Origin of the sequence: Sphingomonas rosea, from assembly GCF_039538065.1 — a bacterium.
In the GTDB taxonomy this organism is placed as follows: Bacteria; Pseudomonadota; Alphaproteobacteria; order Sphingomonadales; family Sphingomonadaceae; genus Sphingomicrobium; species Sphingomicrobium rosea.
In genome coordinates this window covers 635455-657562 of the sequence record NZ_BAABBR010000001.1, presented here as the reverse complement: position 1 = coordinate 657562, position 22108 = coordinate 635455, and the positions used below count along the sequence as shown (strand labels likewise).

Annotated in this window: 26 protein-coding genes and 1 pseudogene; 14 read left to right on the top strand and 13 right to left on the bottom strand. The window is 68.3% G+C overall.

The annotated features are described in order from the left end of the window. Window positions 1-2: 2 nt before the first annotated feature. From ABD693_RS03195 to ABD693_RS03185, 3 genes are read left to right on the top strand one after another with little or no spacing between them, the layout of a single operon-like run. Window positions 3-1091 (top strand): 3-deoxy-7-phosphoheptulonate synthase, encoded by a 1089-nt coding sequence (locus tag ABD693_RS03195; RefSeq protein WP_344695550.1) that lies wholly within the window; start codon window positions 3-5, stop codon window positions 1089-1091. Next, entirely contained in the window at window positions 995-2374 is a 1380-nt protein-coding gene (gene aroA / locus ABD693_RS03190) for a 3-phosphoshikimate 1-carboxyvinyltransferase (protein WP_425567288.1), read from the top strand. Before ABD693_RS03195 ends, aroA begins: the two co-directional genes overlap by 97 nt. Continuing rightward, the gene (locus tag ABD693_RS03185) at window positions 2371-3282 is read left to right on the top strand and encodes a chorismate synthase (RefSeq protein WP_344695549.1); all 912 of its coding nucleotides are present in this window, start codon (window positions 2371-2373) and stop codon (window positions 3280-3282) included. Before aroA ends, ABD693_RS03185 begins: the two co-directional genes overlap by 4 nt. Before the next feature lie 198 nt (window positions 3283-3480). On the opposite strand, the gene paaD is transcribed toward ABD693_RS03185, so the two are convergent. From paaD to hppD, 3 genes are all read right to left on the bottom strand, one after another. Continuing rightward, entirely contained in the window at window positions 3481-3930 is a 450-nt protein-coding gene (gene paaD / locus ABD693_RS03180; protein WP_344695548.1) for a 1,2-phenylacetyl-CoA epoxidase subunit PaaD, read from the bottom strand. Further along, the gene (gene pcaF / locus ABD693_RS03175) at window positions 3930-5132 is read right to left on the bottom strand and encodes a 3-oxoadipyl-CoA thiolase (protein ID WP_344695547.1); all 1203 of its coding nucleotides are present in this window, start codon (window positions 5130-5132) and stop codon (window positions 3930-3932) included. The genes paaD and pcaF overlap by 1 nt, the downstream gene beginning before the upstream one ends. A 108-nt stretch (window positions 5133-5240) precedes the next feature. Beyond that, on the bottom strand, window positions 5241-6329 hold the full coding sequence (gene hppD, locus ABD693_RS03170; RefSeq protein WP_344695546.1) for a 4-hydroxyphenylpyruvate dioxygenase: 1089 nt from the start codon (window positions 6327-6329) through the stop codon (window positions 5241-5243). A 36-nt stretch (window positions 6330-6365) separates the two neighbouring features. Here hppD and ABD693_RS03165 point away from each other — a divergent pair. Then, window positions 6366-6638, top strand: a pseudogene (locus ABD693_RS03165) (4a-hydroxytetrahydrobiopterin dehydratase); the annotation flags it as partial. On the opposite strand, the gene ABD693_RS03160 reads toward ABD693_RS03165, so the two are convergent. Together ABD693_RS03160 and ABD693_RS03155 are read right to left on the bottom strand one after the other, a co-directional pair. Further along, window positions 6632-6784, bottom strand: coding sequence for a hypothetical protein (locus tag ABD693_RS03160; RefSeq protein WP_344695545.1), 153 nt, complete (start codon window positions 6782-6784; stop codon window positions 6632-6634). The pseudogene ABD693_RS03165 and the gene ABD693_RS03160 sit on opposite strands and share 7 nt — an antisense overlap. Window positions 6785-6798: 14 nt before the next feature. Continuing rightward, on the bottom strand, window positions 6799-7128 hold the full coding sequence (locus ABD693_RS03155; protein ID WP_344695544.1) for a DOPA 4,5-dioxygenase family protein: 330 nt from the start codon (window positions 7126-7128) through the stop codon (window positions 6799-6801). A 215-nt stretch (window positions 7129-7343) separates the two neighbouring features. Here ABD693_RS03155 and ABD693_RS03150 point away from each other — a divergent pair, with 215 nt between their 5' ends. Together ABD693_RS03150 and ABD693_RS03145 are read left to right on the top strand one after the other, a co-directional pair. Continuing rightward, window positions 7344-8096 carry a phenylalanine 4-monooxygenase gene (locus ABD693_RS03150; RefSeq protein ID WP_344695543.1) on the top strand — a complete coding sequence of 251 codons (753 nt, stop codon included), beginning with the start codon at window positions 7344-7346 and terminating at the stop codon, window positions 8094-8096. A gap of 27 nt (window positions 8097-8123) precedes the next feature. Continuing rightward, window positions 8124-8558, top strand: coding sequence for a hotdog fold thioesterase (locus ABD693_RS03145; protein ID WP_344695542.1), 435 nt, complete (start codon window positions 8124-8126; stop codon window positions 8556-8558). On the opposite strand, the gene ABD693_RS03140 is transcribed toward ABD693_RS03145, so the two are convergent. Continuing rightward, a complete protein-coding gene (locus tag ABD693_RS03140; protein ID WP_344695541.1) occupies window positions 8555-9265 on the bottom strand; it encodes an alpha/beta fold hydrolase in 711 nt (236 codons plus the stop codon). The genes ABD693_RS03145 and ABD693_RS03140 overlap by 4 nt on opposite strands. Then, window positions 9256-10515, bottom strand: coding sequence for a serine--tRNA ligase (gene serS, locus ABD693_RS03135; RefSeq protein ID WP_344695540.1), 1260 nt, complete (start codon window positions 10513-10515; stop codon window positions 9256-9258). Before serS ends, ABD693_RS03140 begins: the two co-directional genes overlap by 10 nt. A gap of 145 nt (window positions 10516-10660) precedes the next feature. Here serS and ABD693_RS03130 point away from each other — a divergent pair, with 145 nt between their 5' ends. Further along, window positions 10661-11626: a DUF808 domain-containing protein gene (locus ABD693_RS03130; protein ID WP_344695539.1), complete on the top strand. Its 966-nt coding sequence runs from the start codon at window positions 10661-10663 to the stop codon at window positions 11624-11626. Beyond that, a complete protein-coding gene (crcB, locus tag ABD693_RS03125; protein WP_344697559.1) occupies window positions 11623-11994 on the top strand; it encodes a fluoride efflux transporter CrcB in 372 nt (123 codons plus the stop codon). Before ABD693_RS03130 ends, crcB begins: the two co-directional genes overlap by 4 nt. On the opposite strand, the gene ABD693_RS03120 is transcribed toward crcB, so the two are convergent. Beyond that, window positions 11991-12509, bottom strand: coding sequence for an acyloxyacyl hydrolase (locus ABD693_RS03120; protein ID WP_344695538.1), 519 nt, complete (start codon window positions 12507-12509; stop codon window positions 11991-11993). The genes crcB and ABD693_RS03120 overlap by 4 nt on opposite strands. A gap of 119 nt (window positions 12510-12628) precedes the next feature. Between ABD693_RS03120 and ABD693_RS03115 the strand changes: the two genes are divergently transcribed. Further along, a complete protein-coding gene (locus tag ABD693_RS03115; protein ID WP_344695537.1) occupies window positions 12629-13105 on the top strand; it encodes a DUF4142 domain-containing protein in 477 nt (158 codons plus the stop codon). Here the strand turns inward: ABD693_RS03115 and ABD693_RS03110 are convergent. Then, entirely contained in the window at window positions 13102-13659 is a 558-nt protein-coding gene (locus ABD693_RS03110; RefSeq protein WP_425567244.1) for a DUF2585 family protein, read from the bottom strand. The genes ABD693_RS03115 and ABD693_RS03110 overlap by 4 nt on opposite strands. Beyond that, a complete protein-coding gene (gene dmeF, locus ABD693_RS03105; RefSeq protein WP_344695534.1) occupies window positions 13650-14546 on the bottom strand; it encodes a CDF family Co(II)/Ni(II) efflux transporter DmeF in 897 nt (298 codons plus the stop codon). The genes ABD693_RS03110 and dmeF overlap by 10 nt, the downstream gene beginning before the upstream one ends. Before the next feature lie 67 nt (window positions 14547-14613). Here dmeF and ABD693_RS03100 point away from each other — a divergent pair, with 67 nt between their 5' ends. Continuing rightward, window positions 14614-15594 (top strand): magnesium transporter CorA family protein, encoded by a 981-nt coding sequence (locus ABD693_RS03100; RefSeq protein WP_344695533.1) that lies wholly within the window; start codon window positions 14614-14616, stop codon window positions 15592-15594. Here the strand turns inward: ABD693_RS03100 and ABD693_RS03095 are convergent. Beyond that, on the bottom strand, window positions 15591-15788 hold the full coding sequence (locus tag ABD693_RS03095; RefSeq protein ID WP_344695532.1) for a hypothetical protein: 198 nt from the start codon (window positions 15786-15788) through the stop codon (window positions 15591-15593). The genes ABD693_RS03100 and ABD693_RS03095 overlap by 4 nt on opposite strands. A 148-nt stretch (window positions 15789-15936) precedes the next feature. Here ABD693_RS03095 and ABD693_RS03090 point away from each other — a divergent pair, with 148 nt between their 5' ends. The 3 genes from ABD693_RS03090 to ABD693_RS03080 all read left to right on the top strand — a co-directional run bounded on the left by ABD693_RS03090 (window position 15937) and on the right by ABD693_RS03080 (window position 19414). Then, window positions 15937-16389 carry a low affinity iron permease family protein gene (locus ABD693_RS03090; protein ID WP_344695530.1) on the top strand — a complete coding sequence of 151 codons (453 nt, stop codon included), beginning with the start codon at window positions 15937-15939 and terminating at the stop codon, window positions 16387-16389. An 83-nt stretch (window positions 16390-16472) separates the two neighbouring features. Further along, window positions 16473-19151, top strand: a complete 2679-nt coding sequence (acnA, locus tag ABD693_RS03085) for an aconitate hydratase AcnA (protein WP_344695529.1) — start codon at window positions 16473-16475, stop codon at window positions 19149-19151. Further along, window positions 19148-19414 carry a CBU_0592 family membrane protein gene (locus ABD693_RS03080; RefSeq protein WP_344695528.1) on the top strand — a complete coding sequence of 89 codons (267 nt, stop codon included), beginning with the start codon at window positions 19148-19150 and terminating at the stop codon, window positions 19412-19414. Before acnA ends, ABD693_RS03080 begins: the two co-directional genes overlap by 4 nt. On the opposite strand, the gene ygfZ is transcribed toward ABD693_RS03080, so the two are convergent. Next, window positions 19411-20109, bottom strand: a complete 699-nt coding sequence (gene ygfZ, locus ABD693_RS03075; protein ID WP_344695527.1) for a CAF17-like 4Fe-4S cluster assembly/insertion protein YgfZ — start codon at window positions 20107-20109, stop codon at window positions 19411-19413. The genes ABD693_RS03080 and ygfZ overlap by 4 nt on opposite strands. Before the next feature lie 119 nt (window positions 20110-20228). Between ygfZ and pyrC the strand changes: the two genes are divergently transcribed. Further along, complete coding sequence (gene pyrC, locus ABD693_RS03070) at window positions 20229-21260, top strand: dihydroorotase (RefSeq protein ID WP_344695526.1); 1032 nt, start codon at window positions 20229-20231, stop codon at window positions 21258-21260. On the opposite strand, the gene ABD693_RS03065 is transcribed toward pyrC, so the two are convergent. Then, a complete protein-coding gene (locus ABD693_RS03065; protein ID WP_344695525.1) occupies window positions 21261-22019 on the bottom strand; it encodes a Crp/Fnr family transcriptional regulator in 759 nt (252 codons plus the stop codon). Window positions 22020-22108 lie beyond the last annotated feature (89 nt).

Here is a 22108-nt window from a genome sequence, read left to right as displayed (position 1 = left end):
TCATGGGCGAGGTCTGGCATCCGGCTCTCTGGCGATCGCGCCCAGCGGCGCAGCAGCCGGTCTATGCCGATGCCGAGGGCCTCGCTGCCGTCGAGGCTGACCTCGCGAGTGCCGACGCGCTCGTGACCCCCGAGGCGGTCGAAGCGCTCCGGCGCCGGCTGGCCGAGGCTTCGGACGGCCGGGCCCTGCTCCTTCAGGGGGGTGACTGCGCCGAGACCTTCGCGCCCGCCGACGTCGCCGGGCTCGTCGCCTTATTCGACCGCCTGTCCGACGCGCTGCCGCTGCCGGCGGTGCCGGTCGCGCGCCTCGCCGGCCAATATGCCAAGCCACGCACGGTCGAGGGCGAGGTGTGGCGCGGCGAGATCGTCAACAGCCGTGATGCACTCACGCCCGACCCCGCCCGGATGCGTACCGCCTACGCGCATGCGGCGGACACGGCGCGGAGGGTGCCCGATGGCCTCTTCCTCAGCCACGAGGCCTTGCTTCTGCCCTACGAGGAGGCGCTGGTCAGGGAGGGGCTGGATGGCCGCTGGTGGAGCGGGTCGGGCCACATGCTGTGGATCGGCGACCGGACCCGGCAGATCGATGGCGCGCATCTCGCCTTTGCCGCCGGCATCGCCAACCCGCTCGGGGTCAAGCTCGGCGACATTGGCGCCGACGAATTGCTGCGGCTGTGCGACCGGCTCGATCCCGATCATCGGGGGGGCCGACTGACATTGATCGTCCGGATGGGCGCCGCGATCGGCGACCGCCTGCCCGGGCTGATGCGCGCGCTCCGCTTGGCAGGGCGCCAGCCGCTGTGGGTCAGCGACCCGCTTCACGGAAACACCGAACGCGGCGGTCCGCGCAAGATCCGGCGCCTCGAGACCATCCTGCGCGAGGTCGCGGCCTTTGTCGCCATCGCCCGGAGCGAAGGCGTGCATCCGGGCGGCCTCCACCTCGAGATGACCCCCGAGGACGTCGCCGAATGCACCGGCGGCCTCGAGGGCGCTGGCTGGACCAGCGCCTGCGATCCGCGGCTCAACCCGCGCCAGGCGCTCGCCGTGGTCGGAGCCTTCGCCGCCGCCATCGAGCAGCGAGACGCGGCCTGAAACTGCGCGCCACCTCAGCCGGCCCTCTGAGCGGCCGCTTCGTCGTTCCCGGCGACAAGAGCCTGTCGCACCGGGCGCTGATTCTCGGCGCGCTTGCGAGGGGCGAGACGGTGATCGCGGGGCTGCTCGAAAGCGAGGACGTGCTCGCGACCGCGGCGGCACTGCGCGCCTTCGGGGTCCGGGTTGAGCAGTTCGGGCCGGGCCGCTGGCGTGTGCTCGGCGGCGACTGGACCAGCCCGAACGAGCCGATCGACTGCGGCAACAGCGGGACCGGCGTCCGGCTTCTGCTCGGCGCGGCGGCGGGCCGCGGGGTGAGGGCGACCTTCACCGGCGACGCAAGCTTGAGCAAGCGTCCGATGCGGCGGGTCAAGGCGCCGCTCGAGGCGATGGGGGCGACCTTCGAGGGCGGCGACACGCTGCCGCTGACGCTGACCGGCGGGGTGACGCACGGGATCCGTCACTTGAACGTGCCAGCGAGCGCGCAGGTCAAGTCGGCGGTGCTGCTTGCGGGGCTTGGCATCGACCAGCCGGTCGAGGTCGCCGAGCCCGTCCCGAGCCGCGACCATAGCGAGATCATGCTCGGCGAGTTCGGGGCCGAGCTCGAACGCGACGGCGATGTCGTCCGCCTCGGCGCGCGGCGGGGGCTGACCGGCCGGCTGGTCGAGATCGCCGGCGATCCGTCCTCGGCAGCCTTTGCGCTCGGCGCGGCGGCGATCGTGCCGGGGAGCGAGGTCATGGTCACCGACGTGCTTTTGAACCCGCATCGTTCGGGCTTCGTGATGGCGCTCCAGCGGATGGGCGCGGACCTTGCGATGAGCAACATCCGCGGGCGTGGCGGCGAGACGATCGGCGACGTCCGGGTCCGCTTCGGCCCGCTCTTTGGCGCCGAGTTCACGGCCGAGGAGATCCCTTCGATGGTCGACGAGATCCCCATCCTCGCGGTGGTCGCGGCGGGAGCGCGGGGCGAGACCCGGATCGAGGGATTGGACGAGCTCCGCCACAAGGAGAGCGACCGGCTGGCGCTGATGGCCGAGGGGCTGGCCGCCTGCGGGGTCGACGCCTTCGCCGACGGCGACGCGCTGGTGGTGCGTGGTGGTTCGATCCGCGGCGGGGCCAGTGTGCGAACCGAGGGGGATCACCGGATCGCGATGAGCCACCTCGTGCTGGGACTCGCGGCCGAGCAGCCAGTTACCGTCGACGCGGCCGAAATGATCGCCACCAGCTTTCCGACCTTCCGCGAGGCGATGCGGGGGATCGGCGCCAGGATCGAGGAAGTGGCATGAGCTGGAACAGCTTCGGGCGATTGTTCCGCTTCACCACCTGGGGCGAGAGCCATGGGCCGGCGATCGGGGTGGTGGTCGACGGCTGTCCGCCGGGCATCGCGCTGGGCGAAGACCATGTGCAGGGCTTCCTCGACGCGCGGCGGCCGGGAACGGGGCGTAACGTCTCACCGCGGCAGGAGCCCGACCGGGTGCGGATCCTGTCGGGGGTGTATGAGGGACGGACGACCGGCACGCCGATCGCGATGACCATCGAGAATGTCGACGCGCGTTCGAAGGATTATGCCGGCCTGCCGCCGCGGCCGGGCCATGCCGATGCGGCCTATGACGCCAAATATGGCTTCCGTGATCCGCGCGGTGGTGGCCGGGCGAGTGCCCGGGAGACCGCGATGCGGGTCGCGGCCGGCGCGGTGGCGCGGCTGGTGATCCCCGAGGTGACGATCACGGCCCGCGTGGCGGAGATCGGTGGCGAGGCGGATGCGGGCGCATGGGACGCGCTGCTTGACGCGGCGCGGGGCAACCAGGACAGCCTCGGGGCAATCATCGAAGCGACCGCCGAGGGCGTGCCGGCGGGGTGGGGGGCGCCCATCTATGCCAAGCTCGACGCCGAGCTGGCCGCGGCGTGCATGGGGATCAATGCGGTCAAGGGCGTCGAGATCGGCGAGGGCTTCGCGGCGGGCCGGGCACGGGGCCGGGAAAGCCTTGCCGCGATGCAGGCCAGCGGGATCGACGGCGGCATCTCGACCGGGCAGCCGATCCGGCTCCGAGTCGCGTTCAAGCCGACCAGCAGCATCGGCATCGGCGGGCGGCACGACCCCTGCGTCGGGATCCGCGGGGCGCCGGTGGTGGAAGCGATGGTGGCCCTGGTGCTGGCCGACCAGAAACTGCTGAATCGTGGCCAATGTGGTTAATCGGCCACAGCAAAGGTCTCGAAGGTCCCAGGGTAAGCGAGTCGAAATCGGCGTTTACGGGTTCTATTACTAAACACCTAAAGCGAACCGCTCCGGTACTTAGATCAGGTGAAATCATACTTTGCAAGGGGGTTGCGTGTGGCTTCTTCACCCCCTCGCTGCGCGGAGTGGTGCCCCCGTTACGGGAAGGAGCTCACTTCAATGACATTTGAAGCGGTCGAATGGCTCGAGGCAGTCGCGGCAACGCCATTGGCTCTTGCAGGGGGTCGAGCCGAAGCGGCTGACTTCCTCGACCGCTGACGAGCCGCATTGGGGGCAGGCAACCTCGCCCGAGGGCTCGGGCGGAGCGATGCCGTAGCGGCGGAGTTTTTCGCGGCCCTCGGGCGTGATCCACTCGGTCGTCCACGGCGGCGCGATGACGGTCTCGATGGCGGTCGAACGAAAACCGGCAGCATCGAGCGCGGCGCGGATCGACTGCTCGATGAAGAGGGTCGCGGGGCAGCCCGAATAGGTCGGGGTGATCGTCACCTTGTCGGGCGAGACAGCGCGGACGATCCCGAGCTCCACCACCGAAACGGCGGGAATCTCGGGATCGGGAACGTCGGCGAGGACGTCCCAGATCGCCTGCCCGGTCGACGCTGGCGGCATCAGACGCGTTCGACGACCATCGCGATGCCCTGGCCGACGCCGATGCACATGGTGGCGAGGCCGTAGCGGCCGCCGGTCTGGCGAAGCTGGAGCGCGGCGGTGCCCGCGAGGCGCGCACCGCTCATGCCCAAGGGATGGCCGAGGGCGATCGCGCCGCCATTGGGGTTCACGCGCGCGTCGTCGTCGGGAAGGCCGAGTTCGCGCAGCACGGCGAGGCCCTGGGCAGCGAAGGCTTCGTTCAACTCGATGACGTCGAGCTGGTCGAGGGTGAGACCGAGGCGCTTGAGGAGCTTGGTAGTCGCCGGTGCGGGGCCGATGCCCATGATGCGCGGGGGGACGCCCGCGACTGCGGTGCCGAGGACGCGGGCGATGGGCGTGAGGCCGTATCGCTTCGCGGCGTCTTCCGACGCGATCAGCAAGGCGGCGGCGCCGTCGTTGACCCCCGACGCATTGCCGGCGGTGACGGTGCCGTCCTTGCGGACGATGGGCTTCAGCGCCGCGAGCTTGTCGAGGCCGGTGAGGCGGGGATGCTCGTCCTTGTCGACCGTCGTCACCTCGCCCTTGCGGCCGGGGATGGCGACAGGGACGATCTCGGCGGCGAGGCGCCCATGGGCCTGCGCCGCGGCGGCCTTTTCCTGGCTGCGGTGAGCAAAGGCGTCCTGGTCCTCGCGGTTCACCTTGAAGTCGTCGGCGACGTTCTCGGCGGTCGAGGGCATGGTGTCGTCGCCATAGGCGTCACGGAGCTTCGGATTGACGAAGCGCCAGCCGATGGTGGTGTCGTAGATTTCGGCGTTGCGGTCGAAGGCGGACTGCGCCTTGGGCATGACGAAGGGCGCTCGGCTCATGCTCTCGGACCCGCCGGCGATGATCAGGTCGGCTTCGCCCGAGCGGATGGTGCGCGCGGCCATGGCGACCGCGTCGAGGCCCGAGCCGCACAGGCGATTGAGGGTGACGCCGCCGCTATCCTGGGGGAGACCGGCGAGGAGACCCGCCATCCGCGCGAGGTTGCGATTGTCCTCGCCCGCCTGGTTGGCGCAGCCGAGGATGATGTCGTCGAGCGCGGCCCAGTCGACCGACGCGTTGCGGTCCTTCAGCGCGCGGACCGGGATGGCGGCAAGGTCGTCGGCGCGGACCGGGGACAGCGCGCCGCCGTAGCGGCCGATCGGGGTGCGGATGTAGTCGCAGATGAAGGCGTCGATCATTCGTAACCTCAAGTTGAGTGTCATCCCGGGCTTGACCCGGGACCCGCCTTTTCTTCCTGCATGCGGAGAAGGCAGGCAGACCCCGGGTCAAGCCCGGGGTGACGGTAATCAGATCACGCCGCGGCGGATCTGGTCGAGTTCGATGCTCTCGAACAGCGCCTTGAAATTGCCCTCGCCGAAGCCCTCGTTCCCCTTGCGCTGGATGAGCTCGTAGAAGATCGGGCCGATGACGTTCTGGGTGAAGATCTGGAGCAGCAGGCCCTGGCCTTCGGTCGGCGCGCCGTCGACGAGGATCTTGCGCTTCTTGAGCTCGTCGAGGGGCTCGCCGTGACCCTTCACGCGCTCGTCGAGCAGGTCGTAATAGGTGTCGATCGTGTCCTGGAAGGGGATGCCGCGGGCCGAGAGGATGTCTACGCTGGCATAGATGTCGTCGGTGCCGAGCGCGATGTGCTGGATGCCCTCGCCCTTATATTCGCGGAGGAATTCCTCGATCTGGCTCTTGTCGTCCTGGCTCTCGTTCAGCGGGATTCGGATCTTGCCGCAAGGGCTCGTCATCGCCTTGGAGAAGAGGCCGGTGACCTTGCCCTCGATGTCGAAGTAGCGGATCTCGCGGAAGTTGAAGAGCTTCTCGTAGAAGTCGGCCCAGACGACCATGCGGCCGCGCTGGACGTTGTGGGTGAGGTGGTCGAGGTAGACGAGGTGGCTGGCGGCCTTGGCCATCGCGTCCTCGTAGCCGGGCAGATAGTCGAAGTTGGCGGCATAAGCGTCGCCGTGCGCGCCATATTGGTCGACGAGATAGAGGAGCGACCCGCCAATGCCCTCGATCGCGGGCCAGCCGAGGCCCTTCGCCGTGACGTCGGTGGCGCCGAGTGACAGCGCGCGGGCGTGGGCCGCGGCGGCGTCCTTCACCCGGAAGGCCATGGCGACCGCGCTCGGCCCATGCTCCTTCGAGAAGTCGGCCGCATGGCTCTCGTCATGGGCGTTGATCAGGAAGTTGATGTCGCCCTGGCGGTGGAGCGTGATGTCCTGCGTCTTGTGGCGCGCGATGGCGGGGAAGCCCAATTTGTCGAACAGGTCGCGCAGGAGCTTGGGTTCGGGCGCGGCATATTCGACGAATTCGAAGCCGTCGGTGCCCATCGGATTGTCGAGGCCGAGCGGACCCTTGTCGGTGGCGGGCTCGAGCGTGGTGGTGGCCATGGTGGAGGTCTCCTTCTTGGCCTATCCCCTGCGCTTGGGCGGGCGGAGTTTCAAGATGGCGGGAGACAGGTGATGGGTTGGGAAGAACGGGATGGCGCGCTGTGGAAGAGCTTCCGCTTCGCCGACTTCAGCGAGGCGTTCGGCTTCCTCACGCGGGTCGCGCTGCATGCCGAGAAGGTCGACCACCATCCCGAATTCACAAGTGTCTGGAACCGGGTCGACTTCCGGTTGACGAGCCATGACGCGGACGGCGTGACCGACCGCGACCATCGGCTGGCCGCGGCGATCGACGCTATCGCGGATCAGTAGGGGCGGCCGGTCAGCTTCTTGTTCTTGTTGGCGCCCATCACCGCGCCGACGATGCCGCCGATGATCGGTCCGACGATCGGCAGGGGGATGGCGACGATCGCGCCAACGGCGGCGTATTTGGCGATGCGCTTGCCTTCTTGGGTCATGGGTCTTGTTCCTTTCAGGTGAACATGTCGGTCTTGAGCGGCTCGGACGGGCCGAACCAGATGACGTGGCTTGTGTGGTCCGAACGGTCGTCGCCGGTCGAAGGATGCGCGAAAACGGTGAGGCCGCGGCGATGCATCGGCAGCCAGGCGGCGAGCGCGCCGAACCGCTCGGGCGCGACGGTCAGCTGGACCGAGCCACGCGGGTGGGGGCCGACAGGGCGGGTGTGGAAGTGGCCGGTGGCGGTGCCGAAGCGGCCGGCGATGTCGGCGGCGACCGCGCGGGCGAGATCGACCTCGTCGGCATCGAAATAGAGGTGAACGTGGAAGTCGGTCGGCTCGGTCATGCCGGTGAGGTGGGAATTGCGCGCCTGAATGGAAGGGCCAGCTTCCGTTCAGCCGCTTCGTGCGTTAAGCTGCGGTCATGACGATCCGCGTTGCCAGCGCTGCTTATTATTATCCCGCCACGGTGGGGATGAGCTGACGCGCGCATAAAACGCACCGAGTTCACCACCCCGCCAGGCCCACGGTCCGGCGGGGTTTTTTGTGTTTGGAGACAAAGATGTTCCAGGAATTTCAGGAGAGTGGCGGCGGGCGACCGGGCTGGTCGGCGTGGGTGGTCGACCAGGGCTGGGCGGTCTTTACCGCCGACGAGCATGCGACGTGGGACATCCTGTACGCGCGGCAGACGGCGCTGCTGGACGGGCTGATCGTCGATCGCTTTTTCGACGGGCTGGCGAAGCTCGGCCTCGGCGATGGCGGGATCCCCGAGCTCGGCGCGCTCAACGAGCGGCTGCTGCCTTTGACCGGGTGGCGCTGCGTGGCGGTGGCGGGGCTGGTGCCCGACGAGGCCTTTTTCGCGATGCTCGCGGCGCGCGTGTTCCCGGTCGGCAACTTCATCCGGACCCGGGCGCAGCTCGACTATCTCGAGGAGCCCGATTGCTTCCACGACATCTACGGGCATGTCCCGATGCTGGCGGACAAGGGTGTCGCCGACGCGATGCAGCGGTTCGGCGAGACGGGGGTGGCGGCGATTGCCGCGGGCGCGGGCGACAAGGTCGCGCGGCTCTACTGGCACACGATCGAGTTCGGGCTGGTGCGCGAGGGCGGCGCGGTCCGGATCCTCGGCGCGGGGCTGGCGTCGAGCTTCGGCGAGGCGGCCAAGAGCCTGCACGATCCGACGATCGAGCGGCGGCCGTTCACGCCGGAGAGCGCGGTCGCGACGCCCTACCGGCACGACGCGATGCAGCCGCTCTACCTCGTGGCGGACGACATGCACTCGGTGGTGGCGGCGCTCGAGGGGCCGTTGCCGTGAGCGGCGCTTGTGCCTAGTCCATCATCCATGAGCATCTGGCATAGCGACGCCTTCGACCCCGACGCCTCGAGCCGCTTCGGCGACAACAGCATGCCCGGCCATATCGGGATCCGGATCACCGCGCGGGGCGACGACTGGCTCGAGGCGACCATGCCGGTCGACCGGCGCACGCACCAGCCGTTCGGGCGGCTCCACGGCGGGGCGAGCGTGGCACTGGCCGAGACGGTGGCCTCGGTCGCGGGCTTCATGACGGTCGATCCGGCGGAGAAGGCGACGGTCGGGCTCGAGATCAACGCCAATCACATCCGTCCGGTGCGCGACGGGATCGTGACCGCGCGGGCGACCGCCGAGGCGATCGGCCGGACGACGCAGGTGTGGACGATCCGGATCTCCGACGAACGCGGCAAGCTGGTCTGCCTGTCGCGGATCACGCTCGCGGTGATCCCGGTCAAGCAGGCCTAGGGCCGGGGAAGCCCCCGCTCTTCGAGAAAGCGGCGGGTTTCGACGGCGACCTGCCGCGTGATCGGCCGCGAGACGCCGAACCCCATGTGATTGGAACGGAGTTCGACCGCCCGGTCGGTCTCGTCGGGGGCGCCGCGGGCCGAGGCCGGGGCAATGATCCCGTCGCGGCGCGACCAGAAGGCAAGCGCGGGGACCGGCGGCTTCTCGGGTAGGCGGGGAAGCGGCGGGCGGTCGACGGGGTGGCCCGCGACCCATTCGTAGAGCCGCCAGACATTGTTGGCGCGGGGGTCGCCGGAGAAGGGCGAGCCCAAGGTCACGACCGCCGAGATGCGCTCGGGGCAGGCGCGGGCGAGCTCGCGGGCGAACAGGCCGCCGAGACTCCAGCCGACGAGGAGAACGGGCTGGTCGCCGCCGATCTGGTCGAGCCGGCGCTGCAGCCGGTCGAGCGTGTCGGGGCGGGCGCCGCGATTGACACCGAGCGCCCAGGGATAGGTGCGGAAGCCCGCCTCGGCGAAGGCACGGCGAAGCTCCATCGTAGTCCGGTCGGTGGCGATGAAGCCGGGGACGACGAGGGCGGGCGGGCCGTCCTCGGGACCGCGCGGGCCGAGGTGGCCGAAGCTGCGGAAGATGCGCGGCGCAAGGCTCATCGCCTCGGACACTCGCCGGTAGCCCGGCGGTGCCCTGGTGTCGGGATCGCTCAGAGCCACTCCCCTCCCATCAGCGGCTGGAGCGCCTTGGGCAGGCGAACGCGGCCGTCCTCCTGCTGGTGGTTCTCAAGCAGGGGCACGAGGATCCGGGGGGAGGCCAGCGCAGTATTGTTGAGGGTGTGGGCAAAGCGGACCTTGCCCTCGCTGTCGCGGTAGCGGAGGTTGGCACGGCGGGCCTGCCAGTCGTGCAGGGTCGAGCAGCTATGGGTCTCGCGATATTTGCCGAGGCTGGGGACCCAGCTCTCGATGTCGTTCATGCGATATTTGCCGAGGCCCATGTCGCCGGTCGAGGTCTCGATCACCTGATAGGGAATCTCGAGGTCGGTCAGCAGTTCCTCGGCGAGCGCGAGGAGCTTCGCGTGCCATTCGGCCGAGACCGCCTCGTCGGCCTCGCAGATCACATATTGCTCGACCTTGACGAACTGGTGGACGCGCAGGAGGCCGCGGACGTCGCGGCCGGCGCTGCCGGCTTCGCGGCGGAAGCAGGGCGAGTAGCCGGCGTAGAGGACCGGGCCGGCGGACAGGTCGAGGATCTCGCCGGTGTGGAGCGAAGTCAGCGCGACTTCGGCGGTGCCGGCGAGCCACAGGTCGTCGTTGGGGAGCTGGTAGGTTTCCTCGCGGTGGCCGGGGAACTGGCCCTGGCGGACGAAGGCATCCTCGCGGACCAGTGCGGGGACGGTGATGGGGGTGAAGCCGGCGGCGGCGATCTTCTGCAGCGCCCAGCTCATCAGCACGGTCTCGAGGATCGCGAGCCGGCCCTTGAGGCAATATTGGCGGCTTCCGGCGACCTGGACGATGCGGCTGAGGTCCGCCCAGCCGTTCATCTCGATGAGGTCGACATGGTCGCGCGGGGTGAAGCCGAAGTCGGGAAGCGCGCCCTCGGTGCGGACGACGACGTTGCTGTTCTCGTCGGGTCCGATAGGGGCGCCCGCATAGGGAATGTTGGGGAGCTTGAGGAGCATGTCGCGCAGCGCCTGCTCCTTGTCGGCCATGCCCGCCTCGAGCTCGGAGGCCCGGGCGCCGGCTTCCTTGGCGCGGCGGCCGAGCTCGGCCTTTTCCTCGGGCGCGGCAGTCTTGAAGCCGGCGGAGATGGCGTTGCGCTCGGCACGGAGACGATCGATCTCGGCCTTGGACCCGCGCACCTCGGCGTCGAGCGCGAGGAGCGTATCGAGGTCGATCGCGACGTTCTTCTGCGCGGCGGCGAGGGCGACCGCGTCGCGGTTCTGGCGGATGAAGGCGAGGTCGAGCATGGGGGCGCGGGATGCTTTAGTTGACGCCGGGATGCAACCTTGGCCGTCATGGCGGGCTTGACCCGGCGTCCCGCAATCTTTCAGGCAATCGGCAGGAAGCGGAGTCCCGGATCGGGTCCGGGATGACGAGAGAAGGAAGAACGACTTGCCCTCCGGATTGATCGCGCTGCTCGACGACGTCGCCACCCTGACCAAGCTCGCCGCGTCGAGCATGGACGATATCGGCGCGGCGGTGGGCAAGGCCGGATCGAAGGCCGCGGGTGTGGTGATCGACGATACGGCGGTGACCCCGCGCTACGTCACCGGGCTCAGCCCCGAGCGCGAGCTTCCGATCATCGGCAAGATCGCGGTGGGCAGCCTCAAGAACAAGCTGCTGATCATCCTGCCGGTCGCGCTGTTCCTGAGCTGGCTCGGTGGGCGGCTGGGGTTCGATTTCATCACCCCGCTGCTGATGCTCGGCGGAAGCTATCTGTGCTTCGAGGGCGCGGAGAAACTGTGGGAGAAACTGTCGGGCACCAAGCATGACGATGCGGCGCTGCTCGCCTGCGACGAGCCCGAGGAACTGGAGAAAAGGCAGGTCGCGGGCGCGATCCGGACCGACTTCATCCTCTCGGCCGAGATCATGGTCATCGCGCTCGCCGCGCTTGAACTCGACGCGCTGTGGCTCGAGGCGATCGTGCTGGCGGTGGTGGGCATTGCCATCACCCTCCTCGTCTATGGTTCGGTCGGGCTGATCGTGAAGCTCGACGACATCGGGCTGCATATCTGCAAGCGCGGCGGTGCGACGGCGGGGTTCGGCCGGGCGCTGGTGCGCGGCGTCCCGAAGCTTCTCGCAGCCCTGTCGGTGGTCGGCACCGCGGCGATGCTGTGGGTCGGCGGACAGATCCTGCTCCACGGAATGGAGGTGCTGCACATCGGCGAAGCGCTGCCGCACCTGACCCACGCGCTGGCCGAGCGCGGCGCGGCGGCGATCGGCTTCTGGCAGGGCTTCTGGGCGTGGGCGCTGAACGCCTTGTTCGGCGCGATCGTCGGAATCGTCGTCGGCGGGATCATCGTCGCGGTGCTTCACGCGCTGCCGAAGAAGGACAAGCAGAAGGAAGCGACCGCCTGAACGCGCTGCTGGTCTTTGTCGGCGGCGGGCTGGGCGCGGTGCTTCGGCACGGCGCCAACCGGCTCGGCGCGACGCTGTTCGGGACCGGCTTTCCGGTCGCGACGCTGACCGTCAACGTCGTCGGATCGCTGGTGATGGGGCTGCTTGCGGGGCTGTTCGCCGAGTCCGCGCCCGTAAGCCAGCAGGTGCGGTTGTTCCTGACGACAGGCGTGCTCGGCGGCTTCACCACCTTTTCGGCCTTCAGCCTCGACGCGCTGACCCTGTGGGAGCGCGGCCAGCCGCTGGTGGCGGCCGGCTATGTGGTCGGCTCGGTGGTCCTGTCGCTGGGCGCGGTGGCGCTCGGTTATGCGCTGGGGCGAATGCTCTAGAGCTTGAAGGTCAGGCGGGCGCCGATGTTGTCGATGCCCGGGTTCTGGCGTCCGAAGATCTGCGCGTGGCTGAAGTGGACCCAGCTCGCCTCGATGCCGACGCACTCGTTGAGCTGGGTGCCGATCGCGAGTTCTGGCTCGAACAGGACGCGGCTGCCGAAGGCGATCCGGTCGGGGACCGAGAAGTTGCTCGCCGAGCCGTCGTGGATCGCGATGCCGAGACCCGGGCGCACATAGACTCGGTTGCCGAACTTGGCCGAGAGCCCGGCGGCGAGGAAGTTGGTGTCGCCTGAGGTGTTCAGCGAGCCGAAGACATAGGGCTGGATCGGGGTGCCCGCGATGCGCTTGCCGCGAATGCCGACGCTGAGGTCGGTCCCGCCCTCGCGGCCGGCCTGGAGGCTGAGCGGGGTCTTCACCGCATGGGCATGGACGCCGGCGAAGACCTCGGTGGCGGCGGCCGGGGCTGCGCCGAGCGCGGCGACGGCGATGGCGGCGGCGGGGAGGAGTATGCGCATGGGTCGATCAATCCCGTGATTGGTGTGCGGTTCCGCTAGGGGCTTCGAGATTAAGGGGAACTTGCCGGACCGACACAGTTTGGCGACACTGCGAGCTCGTGTCGAAGGAGCCTGTTGCCATGCGTAAGCTGTTTGCCCTCGCCCTCATCAATTTAGGCGGCTGCGCGACGGTCGGCACCGGCGCGACGTCGAACCGCGCGGCGGATTATGTCAGGCTTGCGGCCTCGTCGGACGCTTATGAGATCGAGAGCAGCCGGCTGGCGCTGCAGCGGAGCCGCGATCCGTGGGTGCGGGCCCATGCCACGCTGATGATCCGCGACCATGGCTATACCAGCGCGCAGCTGGCGAGCGCGGCGGCCGAGCAGGGGATTGCGGTTCCGGCCGGGATGATGCCGATGCAGGCGGCGATGATGCGGACGCTGGAAGGATCAGCGAGCTTCGACGCGACCTATCGCCAGCAGCAGATCGACGTGCACCGGCAGGCGCTGGCGCTGCACGACCGTTATGCAAGGCGCGGCGACCGGCCGGCACTGCGCGGGGTGGCGGCGGTGGCGGTGCCGCTCGAACGCAGCCACCTCGACCACCTGCGCCCCTAGGCGCCGGCCTGCCAGGCGCGGATCCCGTCGGACGGGTGGACCAGCATCCACACGTTCAAGGTCAGATTGTCGCGGATGATCGCCAACGGGACGAGCTCGAGGACGAGCACGATCATCACGCTCGCCCACACCGGCAGGCGGCGGGCGAGGAGGAAGCCGAGGATCATGCAGGCGATGTCGCTGACCGAATTGAGGATCGAATCGCCGCGATAGCCGAGCGCGATCGTCGCCTCGCGGTAGCGGTTGATGATGACCGGCGAATTCTCGACCAGCTCCCACGCGGCCTCGACGATCGTCGCGAGGAGCAGGCGGTCCTCGATCTTCTTGGGCCGTCCGACGAGGTGGAGCAGACCGTAGAAGAGGAAGCCGTGGACGATGTGGCTGGCGGTGTACCAGTCGAACAGCATCTGGCTCTGCTTGGGGCCCACCGGACCCCACAGCTCGATGAGGCCGTGCTTGTAGGTCGGCGGGCGCCCCATCAGCCAGAGGATAGCGGCAGCGGCGATGACGACGGCGAGGGTGGCCGCATAGGGCCGGAGATTTTTCACGAACATTCCACGGTGACGTGGGCGAGACGGGGGTCGGCGCCGAGACGGCGGCGGACCTCGGACGGCGTTGTCCCGGTGGCCGAGACGATCACGGCATAGCGGTTGGGACCGATGGTCCACAGGTGCCAGTCGACGACCGCAATGGTGCCACCTTCCTCGAGCTTGGCGCGCATCTCGGCCGAGAGCTGCTCGTCGGGGACATGGTCGAGAAGGATCCGGCTGGTCTGGCCGACGAGGATCACGCTCCAGCGGACGATGATCACGGCGCCGAGGATCCCGACCGCGGCGTCGAGCCAGCGGATTCCGAACTGCCATGCGGCGGCGAGCGCGACGATGGCGGTGAGGCTGGTCACCGCGTCGGCGAGGACATGGAGATAGGCCGAGCGCAGGTTGAGGTCGTCGTGGGGATGGCCGTGATCGTGATCGTGGTCACCGCCGTGGGCATGGTCGTGGCCGCCGTGACCGAGGATGGCCGCGCAGGCGAGGTTGATCGCAAGGCCGACCGCGGCGACGATCAGCGCCTCGCGATATTCGACCGTGACCGGATTGAGCAGGCGCGAGACGCTTTCGACGAGGATCCCGATTCCGACCGCGAGGAGAACCAGCGCCGAGGAATAAGCGGCGAGCGTGCCGACTTTCCCGGTGCCCCAGCTGAACCGCGGATCGGCAGCGCGCTTCTTGGCGTAGGAATAGGCAAAGGCGGTGATCGCCAGCGACAGGCTGTCGGTCGCCATGTGCCAGCCATCGGCGACCAGCGCCATCGAGCCGGTGATCGTCCCGAAGACGATCTCGGTGACGGTGGTGATCGCGGTCAGCCCCAGCACGATCCGGGTGCGCCGGGCGTTGCGGTCGTGCGAGGCGCCGAGGAAATCGTGGTCGTGCGAGGAAGGCATTGCCTGCTCTGGCTAGGGGAGGGGGCGGGGCTTGCCAAGGCGTGTCGCAGCGGCAAGGCTCCGCCTCATGTTGCGCACCTACGGTCCTGCCTGCGATGGAAGCCTCGTCGAGACCGAACATGGCGAGACCATTCCCGAGACGGTCACCTGGATCGATCTCGAGGAACCGACGCACAAGGAAGAGCAGGCGGTCGAGAAACTGCTCGGAATTGCCATTCCGACGCGTGACGACATGGTCGAGATCGAGCCGTCGAGCCGTCTCTATGAGGAAGGCGGGGTCCTGTTCATGACCTTGAGCACCTTGTGCGGGGTCGAGGACGGAATGCCGACGACCGATCCGATCGCCTTCGTGCTGACGGCCAACCGGCTGGTGACGGTGCGCTATGCCAGCCCCAAGCCGGTGCGCGCTTTCTCGCAGGACGTTCGGCGGCGGCCCGACCTCGCGCGCGACGCGCTGACGGTGCTGATGCGCCTGCTCGACGCGATCGTCGACCGGACGGCTGACGAGCTCGAGCGGTCGGGGGCCGAGATGGAGGCGCTGTCACGCAAGATCTTCGCCGACAAGGAGGATGAGCGGCGGATTCCGGCGAAGAACCTCACCGCCTTGCTGTCGCGGATCGGACGGGCGCAGAGCCTGCTGGGCCGGGTTCGCGAGACCAATGTCAGCACGCTCCGGCTCCTGAGCTTTCTTGGCGGAAGCGAGCGGATGCAGCAGCCCGACGCGCAGGGAGCGCGGGCGCATCTGGCGAGCCTGCAGACCGACGTCACCGCGCTCCTCGATCACGCGGGCTATCTCGGGGACGATCTCACCTTCCAGCTCGACGCGAGCCTGGGGCTGATCTCGATCGAACAGAATGCGGCGATGAAACTGTTCAGCTGGATGGCGGTGGTGTTCCTGCCGCCGACGCTGATCGCGGGGATATTCGGGATGAACTTCGAATATATGCCCGAGCTCAAGGACCCGTACGGCTATCCCCTGTCCCTGGTCTTGATGCTGCTGAGCGCGGTGGTGCCGCTGATGATCCTGAAGCGGCGGGGCTGGATCTAGCGCTGGAGCAGGAAGCCCGAGCCCCGCGAAACGGTGGCGGGGTCGGCGACCGCGGGCGAGACGGCGCGGGCGATGCGGCGGGCAAGCGCGACGCGGGCGAGGCTGTCGTCACCGAGCGGGCGACCGAAGCGACCCTGCTCGGCCCGCTCGAAAGCGGCGAGACGGCGGTCGAAGGCAGAGCTGGTGAACGGCATTCGCTTTCCCCACTCATCACGAATGATGCGCGCGCAAGGCGCGCCAGACTCTGCTCAACCCCCAGGGCACAGGCTTGTTCCCTCCGGCGTCAACTCTTCCCCAGATCGGACGCAACATTTGGGGGACTCGGATCGTTGAGGGGCCGCAATGGCCACCGAAAAGAACATCATGGTCCGGATCGGCGACCGCTTCTCGGACGCCATGAGCCGGCTTTTCGCGCATCCTGCGATGCAGATCGGGGTCATCGTCTTTTGTGCCGGCTGGTTCCTGCTGGGCTTCCATGCCGACGGCCTGACCGCGGCGCTGTCGATCCTCGCCATCACGCTCACCCAGATGGTGCTGAACGGGCAATATGACCGCGAGCAGGAGGCCCATCGTCGCGACGTGGCGATGCATGCCAAGCTCGATGAATTGATCAAGGCGACGCGCCGGGCGCGCAACGAGCTCGCGGGGATCGAGGAAGAGCTCGACGAGGAGGAAATCCGCGAGCTTCGCCACGAAGCCAAGCAACTGGTCGAGGAAGCGGCCAAGCGGACCAACGACATTGCCGACGGCGAGAAGGCCAAGCGCGCGATCGAGCGGGTAGGCGACGGTCACTGACGAAGTTGCGCGGCCCTTTGCGGCCCCTCGAAAGCCTTGCTAAGGGCGACCGCAATCCCACAGTCTGAAGCGAGATTTTCCGCATGATTCCGACCGGCCAGGACAGCCTCGGCACCCGCTCGACCCTTGAGGTCGGTGGCAAAAGCTACGCCTATTACGACCTCCAGAAGGCCGGCAAGGCGCTCGGCGACGTCAGCCGCCTGCCCTATTCGATGAAGGTCCTGCTGGAGAACCTCCTGCGCTTCGAGGACGGGGTCACGGTCACCCGCGACGATCTGCAGGCCATGGCCGACTGGCAGAAGGAGCGGCGGATCAGCCGCGAGATCCAGTATCGCCCGGCGCGCGTGCTGATGCAGGACTTCACCGGCGTGCCCGCGGTGGTCGACCTCGCCGCGATGCGCGACGCGATGAAGCAGCTCGGCGGCGATCCGCAGAAAATCAATCCGCTGGTGCCGGTGCACCTCGTGATCGATCACTCGGTCATGGTCGACGAATTTGGCACGCCGACGGCGGCCGATGCCAACGTGGCTTATGAATATGCCCGCAACCGCGAGCGCTACGAGTTCCTGAAGTGGGGCTCGTCGGCCTTCGACAACTTCAAGGTGGTGCCGCCGGGAACCGGCATCTGTCACCAGGTGAACCTCGAATATATCAGCCAGACGATCTGGACCTCGAAGGACCAGAGCGGCGCCGAGATCGCCTATCCGGACACGCTGGTCGGCACCGACAGCCACACGACGATGGTTAATGGCCTCGGCGTGCTCGGCTGGGGCGTCGGCGGGATCGAGGCCGAGGCCGCGATGCTCGGCCAGCCGGTGTCGATGCTCATCCCCGAAGTCGTCGGCTTCCGCATGACCGGCGAGCTCAAGGAAGGCATCACCGCGACCGACCTCGTGCTGACCGTCACCCAGATGCTTCGCGCCAAGGGCGTGGTCGGCCGCTTCGTCGAATTCTTCGGTCCGGGCCTCGACGCGATGACGCTCGCCGACCGCGCGACCATCGCCAACATGGCGCCCGAATATGGCGCCACCTGCGGCTTCTTCCCGATCGACAACCGCACCATCGACTATCTGCGCCTGTCGGGCCGCGACGAGGAGCGGATCGCGCTGGTCGAGGCCTATGCCAAGGCGCAGGGCATGTGGCGCGACGCCTCGACGCCCGAGCCGGTGTTCACCGACACGCTCGAGCTCGACCTCGGCAGTGTCGTCCCGAGCCTTGCGGGTCCCAAGCGTCCGCAGGACCGGGTGGTGCTGTCGGAAGTCGACGACCAGTTCAACGCCGAGCTCGCCGACACCTACAAGAAGGCGGATGATCCGCGCGTCGCGGTCGCGGGCGAGGATCATGACCTCGGCAACGGCGACGTCGTGATCGCGGCCATCACCAGCTGCACCAACACCTCGAACCCGAGCGTGCTGATCGCGGCCGGCCTGGTCGCCAAGAAGGCGAACGAACTCGGCCTCACCCGCAAGCCGTGGGTCAAGACCAGCCTCGCGCCCGGAAGCCAGGTCGTCAGCGATTATCTGGCGGCGAGCGGGCTTCAGGAGCATCTCGACGCGATCGGCTTCAACACGGTCGGTTACGGCTGCACCACCTGCATCGGCAATTCGGGCCCGCTGCCCGAGCCGATCAGCCAGGCGATCAACGAGCAGGATCTCGTGGCGGTCTCGGTCCTGTCGGGCAACCGCAACTTCGAGGGCCGGGTCAGCCCCGACTGCCGCGCCAATTATCTCGCCAGCCCGCCGCTGGTCGTCGCCTATGCGCTGTCCGGAACGGTGCGCAGCGACATCACCAGCCAGCCGATCGGCAAGGCGCAGAACGGCCAGGACGTGTTCCTCAAGGACATCTGGCCGACCAACGACGAGATCCGCGCGCTGATCGACGCGCACGTCCACTCGGACCTGTTCCGCCGCCGCTACGCCGACGTCTATCGCGGCGACGAGCGCTGGCAGGCGGTGAGCGTGTCGGGCGGCGACACCTATCAGTGGCCGGCGGCCTCCACCTACATCGCAAACCCCCCGTATTTCGAGGGGATGAGCATGACCGCCAAGGGTATCGAGGACATCAACGCGGCCCGCGCGCTGGCAGTGTTCGGCGATTCGATCACCACCGACCACATCTCGCCCGCCGGCTCGATCAAGGCCGAGAGCCCGGCCGGCAAGTGGCTGATGGAACGCCAGGTGCCGAAGACCGAGTTCAACAGCTACGGCGCGCGCCGCGGCAACCACGACGTGATGATGCGCGGCACCTTCGCCAACATCCGCATCCGCAACAAGATGCTGACCGGGGTCGAGGGCGGCTACACCCGCAACCTCCTCACCGGCGAGCAGGAAGCGATCTACGACGCGGCCATGGCCTACAAGGAAGCGGGCGTTCCGCTCGTGATCCTCGCCGGCAAGGAATATGGCACGGGCTCGTCGCGCGACTGGGCGGCCAAGGGCACGGTGCTGCTCGGCGTCCGCGCGGTCATCGCCGAAAGCTTCGAGCGCATCCACCGCTCGAACCTCGTCGGCATGGGCGTGCTCCCGCTGCAGTTCGCCGACGGCGAGACGGCGGCGTCGCTGGGTCTCGACGGGTCGGAGACCTTCACGATCAAGGACGTCGCCGGGATCAAGCCGCGTCAGGACGTCGAGGTCGAGGTGACCGAGGCCGACGGGCACAGCCGCACGATCGTCGCGCGCTGCCGGATCGACACCTTCAACGAGCTGGAATATTTCCACGCCGGCGGGATCCTGCCCTACGTGCTGCGCAAGCTGGCGGCATGACCGAAAAGCTGCTGGTCGATATCGCAGGGTGGGCCGCCGCTCTGCTGATCCTTGGCGGCTATGCGCTGCTGACCGCGGGCAAGGTCGATGCCAAGTCGCCGCTCTATCAGTCGATGAACGTGCTGGGGGCGATCGGCTTCATCATCAACTCGGGCTACTTCAAGGCGTGGCCGTCGGCGGTGCTGAACGTGATCTGGGCGGGGATCGGCATCGTCGCGCTGGTCAGGATCGCTTCTTCACGGCGGCGCGAGGCCGCCGCCTAGGCGATCGCGGCGGCGAGCCAGTCGGGAAGTGGCAGGCCGGCGAGGTCGTCGACCCGGCGGTGCTCCACCGCAAGGCCAAGGTCGGGATAATAGGCCTTGGCGCGCGGGCCGGGCTCGGCCGCGGGCACGACGACGAGCCGGCGGTTGACCTTCTGCCGCCAGTTCATCCGCGCGGTATTTTCCTGCCCGACGTAGCAGCCCTTGGTGAAGCTGACGCCGTTCAGCTCGGCGGCGTTGCATTCGAGCCAGAGGAGATCGCCGAGTTCGGCGCGGCCTTCGCACACGCCGAGGGAGAGGCGATGCGCCAGCCAGCCGAGGGCGGGTTCGCCGGCCGGCGCCAACCAGCGGCGACCGAGTGCGGGAAGGCGGGGGTCGGCGACACCTTGCTCGCCATCCGGGGACCAATGGACCGCCAGCGCCTCGTCGCGCTCGATCGTGATCGGGCGGCGGAGGCGATACATGCGCAGGCGTTTCGCCAGCTCGTCGATGGTCTCGGCCTCGCCGTCGACCAGCAGGTCGTCACCGTCGCTCCAGACGAGGAAATCGAACAGGCACTTGCCCTGCGCCGAAAGGAGGCCGGTCCAGACCGGAAGCGGGCCGGTGACGTCGTTGGTGACGAGCCCCTGGAGAAAGCCGCGAACGTCCTCGCCCGAGAGACGGATAAGGGCGCGGTCGGTGAGGGTGGTCTGGGGCATGGAGCTTAGCTAAGGACTGCGGCGCCAAAGAACAGACCTCGTTCGTGCTGAGCGAAGTCGAAGCACGCCAGCGCCAACCGCCCTTCGACTGCGCTCAGGGCGAACGATCCCGGGGACCCATGACCGACCGCCTCACCATCCGCAGCCCCGACGACTGGCACCTGCACCTGCGCGACGGCGCGATGCTCGAGGCGGTGGCGCCGTACAGCGCGCGACAGTTCGCACGGGCGATCATCATGCCCAACCTCGTGCCGCCCGTGACGAGCGTCGATGCGGCGCGCGCCTATCGGGAGCGTATCCGGGCAGCGGCGGGGCCGGGCTTCGAACCGCTGATGACCTGCTATCTGACCGACAGCATCGATCCCGACGAGCTCGAGCGTGGCCATGCCGAGGGCGTGTGGGTCGCGGCCAAGCTCTATCCGGCGGGGGCGACGACCAACAGCCACAGCGGCGTGACCGATGTCCGGTACATTCATGCGGCGCTCGAGCGCATGCAGCGGATCGGAATGGTGCTGTGCGTCCACGGCGAGGTGACCGATCCCGAGATCGACATCTTCGATCGCGAGGCGGTCTTCCTCGAGCGGGTGCTGGCCCCGGTTCTGCGCGATTTTCCCGATCTGCGGATCGTGCTCGAGCATATCACCACCGCCGACGCTGCCGAATTCGTGATGGCGGCAGGGCCCAATCTTGCCGCCACGATCACCCCGCAGCACCTGCACCTTAACCGGAACGCGCTGTTCGCCGGCGGGCTGAGGCCCCACGCTTATTGCCTGCCGGTGGTGAAGCGCGAGCGGCATCGGCTGGCCGTACGCGCGGCGGCGGTGTCAGGCAGCCCCAAGTTCTTCCTCGGCACCGACAGCGCGCCGCACCTCAAGGAAGCCAAGGAAAGTGGCTGCGGCTGCGCGGGCATCTGGAACGCGCCCTTCGCGCTCGAAAGCTATGCGGCGGTGTTCGACGAGGAAGGTGCACTCGATCGGCTGGAGGGGTTCGCCTCCGAGCACGGGCCGCGTTTCTATCGCTTGCCGCTCAATGAGGGGACGGTGACGCTCGAGCGCGCGGCGGTGACGGTGCCCGAGCGGCTGCCGGCGGCGGGGTCGGACTTGGTGCCTTTCCATGCGGGCGAGACGCTCGGCTGGCGCCTCGCCGGCTGATCAGACCTTGCCGCGGCCGTCGTCGCCGAGCACGGCCTGGAAATGATCCTCCACCGCGCGGTAGCAATCGCAGCTCGCGCGCAGGAGGCCGGGGCGGTCGATGACCTGGATCGCGCCGCGGCGATAGGCGATGAGCCCCTGCTCCTGAAGGACGCGCGCGACCGCGTTGACGGTGGTGCGCTGGACGCCGAGCAGGCCGGCGAGGCTCTCCTGGGTCAGCGCGAGGCGGTCGCCCGCCGCACGATCCTGCGCGTGGAGCAGCCAGCGGGCGGCGCGCGCCTCGATCGGGTGGAAGGCATTGCACGCGACCGACTGCATGACCTGCGCGAGGAGCGCATCGGAATAGCGACAGAAGAGGTTCTTGAGGTGTGGGCTTTCGCTCTTGGCATCCTCGAGGACTTCGAGCGGGACGACCAGGGCGGGCCCCGGCAACTGCACCACGGCGTTGGTGAAAGCGGGCGCCTTGCCGCAGCTGATGATTCCGCCGACGGCGCCCTCGCGGCCAATTGCCGCAACCTCGACCGAGCGGCAGCCGACCAGTTCGCGCTGCAGCGAGATCATGCAGCCGTCGAAGGGGAAGAGGCTTTGCTGAACCGTCTCGCCCGACCGGAGCACGGCCTCGCCGCTGGTCAGGGTCAGAATGCGCGCGTGGGGCGACAGGCGCGCACGATCGCTCTCGCCAAGCGTGGCCAGCAAGCGGTTACCGGTAAAGGCGGCCGCAAGGCTGGGCTCGCCAATCGTCTCTCCAGGAAGATCCATTGCCCCCACTCTCTAAACTGGCGATGAGCCCCCCGGCCCGTAACAGCACCGCGGCGCGAAGCATTACGCTATCGTTTCGAGCCGAAGCA

What these genes read in the sequence shown, in the direction of transcription:
- hppD (WP_344695546.1), bottom strand. Translation starts at nt 6,329, where the DNA reads ATGGCCACCACCACGCTCGAGCCCGCCACCGACAAGGGTCCGCTCGGC.
- ABD693_RS03100 (WP_344695533.1), top strand. Translation starts at nt 14,614, where the DNA reads ATGTTGCGCACCTACGGTCCTGCCTGCGATGGAAGCCTCGTCGAGACC.
- ABD693_RS03120 (WP_344695538.1), bottom strand. Translation starts at nt 12,509, where the DNA reads ATGCGCATACTCCTCCCCGCCGCCGCCATCGCCGTCGCCGCGCTCGGC.
- dmeF (WP_344695534.1), bottom strand. Translation starts at nt 14,546, where the DNA reads ATGCCTTCCTCGCACGACCACGATTTCCTCGGCGCCTCGCACGACCGC.
- ABD693_RS03150 (WP_344695543.1), top strand. Translation starts at nt 7,344, where the DNA reads ATGTTCCAGGAATTTCAGGAGAGTGGCGGCGGGCGACCGGGCTGGTCG.
- ABD693_RS03155 (WP_344695544.1), bottom strand. Translation starts at nt 7,128, where the DNA reads ATGACCGAGCCGACCGACTTCCACGTTCACCTCTATTTCGATGCCGAC.
- ABD693_RS03110 (WP_425567244.1), bottom strand. Translation starts at nt 13,659, where the DNA reads ATGTTCGTGAAAAATCTCCGGCCCTATGCGGCCACCCTCGCCGTCGTC.
- paaD (WP_344695548.1), bottom strand. Translation starts at nt 3,930, where the DNA reads ATGCCGCCAGCGTCGACCGGGCAGGCGATCTGGGACGTCCTCGCCGAC.
- ABD693_RS03095 (WP_344695532.1), bottom strand. Translation starts at nt 15,788, where the DNA reads ATGCCGTTCACCAGCTCTGCCTTCGACCGCCGTCTCGCCGCTTTCGAG.
- ABD693_RS03065 (WP_344695525.1), bottom strand. Translation starts at nt 22,019, where the DNA reads ATGGATCTTCCTGGAGAGACGATTGGCGAGCCCAGCCTTGCGGCCGCC.
- serS (WP_344695540.1), bottom strand. Translation starts at nt 10,515, where the DNA reads ATGCTCGACCTCGCCTTCATCCGCCAGAACCGCGACGCGGTCGCCCTC.
- ABD693_RS03195 (WP_344695550.1), top strand. Translation starts at nt 3, where the DNA reads ATGGGCGAGGTCTGGCATCCGGCTCTCTGGCGATCGCGCCCAGCGGCG.
- pcaF (WP_344695547.1), bottom strand. Translation starts at nt 5,132, where the DNA reads ATGATCGACGCCTTCATCTGCGACTACATCCGCACCCCGATCGGCCGC.
- pyrC (WP_344695526.1), top strand. Translation starts at nt 20,229, where the DNA reads ATGACCGACCGCCTCACCATCCGCAGCCCCGACGACTGGCACCTGCAC.
- ABD693_RS03090 (WP_344695530.1), top strand. Translation starts at nt 15,937, where the DNA reads ATGGCCACCGAAAAGAACATCATGGTCCGGATCGGCGACCGCTTCTCG.
- ABD693_RS03145 (WP_344695542.1), top strand. Translation starts at nt 8,124, where the DNA reads ATGAGCATCTGGCATAGCGACGCCTTCGACCCCGACGCCTCGAGCCGC.
- ABD693_RS03160 (WP_344695545.1), bottom strand. Translation starts at nt 6,784, where the DNA reads ATGACCCAAGAAGGCAAGCGCATCGCCAAATACGCCGCCGTTGGCGCG.
- ABD693_RS03185 (WP_344695549.1), top strand. Translation starts at nt 2,371, where the DNA reads ATGAGCTGGAACAGCTTCGGGCGATTGTTCCGCTTCACCACCTGGGGC.
- ABD693_RS03080 (WP_344695528.1), top strand. Translation starts at nt 19,148, where the DNA reads ATGACCGAAAAGCTGCTGGTCGATATCGCAGGGTGGGCCGCCGCTCTG.
- ygfZ (WP_344695527.1), bottom strand. Translation starts at nt 20,109, where the DNA reads ATGCCCCAGACCACCCTCACCGACCGCGCCCTTATCCGTCTCTCGGGC.
- ABD693_RS03115 (WP_344695537.1), top strand. Translation starts at nt 12,629, where the DNA reads ATGCGTAAGCTGTTTGCCCTCGCCCTCATCAATTTAGGCGGCTGCGCG.
- acnA (WP_344695529.1), top strand. Translation starts at nt 16,473, where the DNA reads ATGATTCCGACCGGCCAGGACAGCCTCGGCACCCGCTCGACCCTTGAG.